Source organism: Mesorhizobium sp. M5C.F.Ca.IN.020.32.2.1, from assembly GCF_004023105.1.
Lineage (GTDB): Bacteria > Pseudomonadota > Alphaproteobacteria > Rhizobiales > Rhizobiaceae > Mesorhizobium > Mesorhizobium wenxiniae.
The window spans coordinates 1-4,899 of the sequence record NZ_RZSX01000485.1 but is presented as its reverse complement, the minus strand read 5'-3'; the positions used below and the strand labels follow the sequence as shown (position 1 = coordinate 4,899).

6 protein-coding genes and 1 tRNA gene are annotated in these 4,899 nt (G+C 58.0%); 4 read left to right on the top strand and 3 right to left on the bottom strand.

The annotated features are described in order from the left end of the window. Nucleotides 1–143 precede the first annotated feature (143 nt). Nucleotides 144–722, top strand: a complete 579-nt coding sequence (locus tag EOA86_RS22380; RefSeq protein WP_128343624.1) for an NUDIX domain-containing protein — start codon at nt 144–146, stop codon at nt 720–722. Between the two features lie 43 nt (nt 723–765). Here the strand turns inward: EOA86_RS22380 and EOA86_RS22375 are convergent. From EOA86_RS22375 to EOA86_RS22365, 3 genes are all read right to left on the bottom strand, one after another. Beyond that, nucleotides 766–851: transfer RNA gene (locus EOA86_RS22375), tRNA-Leu, on the bottom strand. An 82-nt stretch (nt 852–933) separates the two neighbouring features. Then, nucleotides 934–2,118 (bottom strand): site-specific integrase, encoded by a 1,185-nt coding sequence (locus EOA86_RS22370; protein ID WP_164891904.1) that lies wholly within the window; start codon nt 2,116–2,118, stop codon nt 934–936. A gap of 50 nt (nt 2,119–2,168) precedes the next feature. After that, the gene (locus tag EOA86_RS22365) at nt 2,169–2,696 is read right to left on the bottom strand and encodes a hypothetical protein (protein ID WP_128343620.1); all 528 of its coding nucleotides are present in this window, start codon (nt 2,694–2,696) and stop codon (nt 2,169–2,171) included. Between the two features lie 196 nt (nt 2,697–2,892). Here EOA86_RS22365 and EOA86_RS22360 point away from each other — a divergent pair, with 196 nt between their 5' ends. From EOA86_RS22360 to EOA86_RS39535, 3 genes are all read left to right on the top strand, one after another. Continuing rightward, nucleotides 2,893–3,126 carry a helix-turn-helix domain-containing protein gene (locus EOA86_RS22360; protein ID WP_164891903.1) on the top strand — a complete coding sequence of 78 codons (234 nt, stop codon included), beginning with the start codon at nt 2,893–2,895 and terminating at the stop codon, nt 3,124–3,126. 285 nt (nt 3,127–3,411) lie between these two features. After that, a complete protein-coding gene (locus EOA86_RS22350; protein ID WP_128343615.1) occupies nt 3,412–4,539 on the top strand; it encodes a hypothetical protein in 1,128 nt (375 codons plus the stop codon). A 27-nt stretch (nt 4,540–4,566) separates the two neighbouring features. Further along, nucleotides 4,567–4,899: hypothetical protein (locus tag EOA86_RS39535; RefSeq protein ID WP_206630099.1), on the top strand; the 333-nt coding region annotated here is incomplete at its 3' end.

The following is a 4,899-nucleotide window of genomic DNA, read 5'->3' as shown; positions in this document are numbered from 1 at the left end:
CCCCGAACCGAAGGTCAGCGCAGCAAAAATCGATTCCGATTTCGGAATGGATCATGCGCAGATCAAAAGTGCTACAACGTCCTTTGCGCGTCCAAGAGGACGCGCGGCGCTGTAGTCCTCACGCCGGCAGCACGGAGTTCACCATGGAAGACCGCATTCGTATCCGTTCGGAAGAAGTCCTTTCCGATGATTGGCCAGTCCTGAAAAAGACCGTCCTCGATTATCGCCGGCGCGACGGGAAATGGGAGACGCAGATCCGACAGACCTACGATCGCGGCGACGGGGCGGTGATCCTGCCTTACGACCCCGAGCGCTCGACGGTTCTGCTCGTTCGGCAGTTCCGCTACGCGGCCTACGTCACCGGCCACCGCGAGCCGCTGATCGAGGCCTGCGCCGGCCTGCTCGATGAACACGATCCCGAAACCTGCATCCGCAAGGAGGCGGAAGAGGAGCTCGGCTACCACCTGAAGGACGTTGATCGGCTGTTTTCGCCCTTTATGAGCCCTGGCAGCGTGACCGAGCGGCTCTGGTTCTTCGTCGCGCGCTATTCGCCGACCGACCGCATCTCGGACGGCGGCGGCGCGCCGGAAGAAGGCGAAGACATCGAGGTTCTGGAGATGCCGCTCGATGAAGCTCTGGCCGGCATCGCCGACGGCCGCATCATCGACGCCAAGACGATCATCCTGATCCAGCATCTGAAGCTGAACCCGATCCGGGCTTGATCTGCCGGAACCTGGACGCCGCCGCGGAGCGCCGTCGGTGTGCTGGTGCGGACGACGGGAATCGAACCCGTACGATCAGAGATCGAGGGATTTTAAGTCCCTTGCGTCTACCAATTCCGCCACGTCCGCCTTCTGCGATTACAAGCACTTGAGCGAAGACAGGTCTAGCCATTTGCCTGCACTTGGCACCGGATTGGCACCGAAGGCCGGTTTATTGTTCTGCGCCCGTTCTCATAGCAGCTTCTATCGCCGCTGCCGCGCCGTCGTCCGACCTCTTGAACAAGTGGGCGTAGACCGACAGCGTGACCACGGGTGACGCATGCCCTAGACGACGGCTAATTGCAACCACGTCGAGCCCGCCAGCGATGAGGGCGGAAGCGTGGGTGTGTCTGAGGTCATGAAACCGGACCTTGGGAAGCTCGACGGTAGCTGCGCCATCCTCAGCCGGCTTCCTCAAACGGTCGATTGCATCGCGCCAAGCTCCTGAGACGCGAGACGGGGCTATGGCTTCGCCTTCCGGCCCGCAGAAGACCAGCGCGTCCTTGCCCGGCTTCCCGAGCCCCAGGGCGAGGCGTTGTTCGAGCTGCCGCTTTCTGTGCGCCTTGACAGCGTCAACCACACTTGCTGGCAACGAAATGGTGCGTGTGCCAGCCTTCGACTTCGGAGCCTTAAACCGAAGCCCTGTGGCCTTGGTTTCCTCAAGGCTGCGCTCGACCCGGAGCGATCCCTTATCCAGATCAATATCGGCCCAGCGGAGTCCCATGATCTCGCCCTGGCGCATGCCTGTGCCGACGGCAACGGTGGCGATAGGTGATAGCCAATGGCCCTGCAAAGCTTCCAGTAGAGGTGCAATCTGGCCATGCTGCAGGATCTGAATATCCGCGCTCTCGGCCTTCGGCAGTTTCCTGCCGGACGCGACGTTGCGCGCTATCTTCTCGTCTTCGAACGCACTTGCCAGCGCCATGTGCAGCACCCTGTGCGCCTGCCTAACTGTGGCCGGCGACAGTGGTCCGCCTTCCTTGCCGCCTTCTTTGCGCAAGGTGTTATGCCATGCCGTGACCTGGGCCGGCCGCAATTGCTGAAGGATCAGAGAGCCGATTTGCGGAACGATCTGGTTCTCGACCAGCTTCTCGAAGCGCTCCCTTGTGGTCGCTGCGAGGTCGGCTTTTGCGCTGAGCCAGTTCCGGACATGCTCGGCAACCGTTTCCTTTGAGTTGGCCACATAGTTGCCGCCGTCGACCTGATGTAGCCGCTTGGAAAGCTCTGCCTCGGCTTGCTTCTTCGTGCCGCGCACGGTGGCGTATTGGGTTTGCCGCTTGCCCGTCGCTGGATCGGCGCCAATATCAAACTTCAAACGCCAGGAAGATTTGCCGCGACGAGTGACATTGCCTCTCATGGTTTCGGCTCCATCGTTTCGTGAAGATGACCTTTCATGACAGCGCCTTTTCAGAAGGGGATTTCGTCGCTCAAGTCGGAGATGGGCCATTCAGGGGCCGCGAGTTTTGCAGCCCTCAATGCGGCTTGCATGGCTTTGCCGGCGGCAAAATAATCACTGTCCTTTTGATCGTCATGGATTTGGATGAACTCATCGATCCTCGGCCACAACACGTCGATGTAGTGATTGATGAACTGGCTTTTTTTCTCGGACGTGTAGAAAAAAGGCCAGTGGGTTTTTGCAAAAGCAAGGCGACGTTCCTCCTCATAGGTTGGGAAGAATTCCGAACGCTCTGCCATCCGTAGTGCCCGACATCCATCACTAACATCCCAGAAGCTCTGCCAACCGTCTGGCTGATCAGGCCACTGGGGATCTTTCACCATTTCCTGTGAAGCGGCCGCAACAATCGCACGCTCAACCACCGTAGTGATGTTCTGCCCTTTCAATCTGGAAAGATATTCCAGAATGAACCGGGTCTTCGGGTCCAATCGGATGGTGAGCGTCTCGGTTTTGCCGCCTCGTGTCGCTTCTTTTGCCATACAATCACTCCCATATAATGCCATAGCCGTACACCGCGTATAGGTCGATAGCAACAAAAACTATCAAATTGCACGAATTTGGCAGGGGAAACCCCTACTTTGCCCTTGTGCGGCCTTGAACCGCCGAGTCGCAACCTGTATTACTATGGCAGTGCGTTGGATGATCCAACCACGCGAACGAACAGGATACGGCAATATGACGTTGGAAGACGCGCTGAGCCGCCCCACCATCTCCGTGAGAGATGCCGGGGCGGTATTCTACGGCCTGAGTCGGAACGGCTCTTATGATGCCGCCAAACGTGGCGACATTCCCACAATCCGCATCGGTCGAAAGATTGTTGTGCCGGTGGCGCCGGTCGCGCTGCAACTCGGCCTCCGATCGCCCAAGCTCAATCTGCCCGATTATTCGCAAACCCTCCCAGGGAATTGAAAGGAACAGACATGCAGGACATAACAGGGGCCGCTCTCGTTAATTCACATTCAGCATCGGCAAACAAGAAATTCACTCGTTCAAGACGTGGCGGCCGCTGCATAAGCGCCGCAGCTGACAAGTCCGCAAATCCCGTCGACCTCGCCGCCAACTGGCTGGCAACTGGCTCAGCGGGTCGCACCAAAGCGTTGGTGCCCCAACTTCAGGATCGGTTCGGCCTGACTGCATTGCAGGCCGTCCAGGCAAGGCGAGAAGGCCACTTGATTAAGGCGAGGGCTGCGTAGGTTGGACGAAGCGCAAACCCCTCTGTCACTTCGATGGGAGCACCGGCCTCACTGGCCGGCACTTCGCAAAGAGTATGGCGGCTCCGAAACGACGGCCGCCATTATTCTCTCACTTGTCACCGCTGATGGTGCTGTTTCGTATTCGCGCAATCGCAATCACTATGTCCGGCCGCGCCGCTACAAAGAGTCCCTCTACACTTACGCCAAGGTGACGGGCTCGGCCGACTATCTCGATGGCCTCGGCCTTGTTCATCATGACAAGGTGCCACCCAATCATCGGAGGTGGCAAAGCTCGATGGTAGCCACGCCTGAACTAATCGAGCGAACCGGCAAAATACTGAGCGCTGGTCCGGCTCTTTTAATCGCCAGACCTCGGGAAAGCATCATCCTTCGAGACGCGGACAAAGAGCCTATCGACTATTCCGACACCCCCACGATTCGCCGGATGCGCCGTCGTGTCGAAGAGATGAACGAAGCCATTCGCGGCACGCTTCTAACGGGCGTCCTGCCGTCTCCGATGGTTCGAATATTCAACCGCACCTTCAACCGAGGTGGCCGCTATTACGCATTAGGTGGAGGCTGGCAGTCGATGAGCAAAGAAGCGCGAAAACTGATTACGATCGGCGGCGAGAGCGTTGTAGAGATTGATTACAAAACTCTGCACCCAGCTCTCCTATACGCCGAAGCGGGCGCAGCTTTGCCCGAAGACTGCTACGCCATAGCAGGTTGGCCGAGGCCGCTCGCCAAACTTGGATTGCTTGTTCTGGTCAACGCCCCAACCAAGGCAAAAGCTCGCCTTGCCATTGCCCATCACAAGGAGATGGCGCCGGTTGCGGAGCCTGGATCGCAATTGGCGTTTGCAGCGGCAGACCAATTGATAACCGATGTGAAGCAGGCCCATCACCGCATCGCTAAGTACTTCCACTCTGACAAAGGCGCGGAACTTATGTGCCTGGACAGCGCCATTGCCGAAACTGTCATGCACTTGATGCTGATGGCTGGCGTCACGGTCCTGCCGGTACATGACAGTTTTCTGGTCCAAGCGTCGAAGGCCGAATTGCTTGAAGAGGCAATGCAGAGGGCGGCCTACGAGACTGGAATAGAAGCCCTGCAAGTCACCTTTGGCTGAAGGAAATTACCTAATGGATACAGGAACGTGTGCCATAAACGTCTTACATATGGAGAGAGGTGCCCCGGCCTGTTCCTCCTCCGTATCTCCTGTTCGGCCGGTTTTTTGCTGTCTAAAGGGGGAAAAACAGGATTTGGGCGCGAAAGCCAAAAAATTTTTTGGCCGTCGAAAAAGAGGGGTGCCTGCATGACGGTGATTGAGACTGAGGGGGGCTTCGTTGTGGTCGGCGACAGTTCGCCGAATGATCGGCGAACGCTCGCCGGACCATTCCCGACGAATGCGGAAGCGTGGCGCGCTGCCGATCGGTTAGAAAACTCGCCGGTATCGCCGGCAGAAAAGCGGGCGGACTGGATTTCAAAC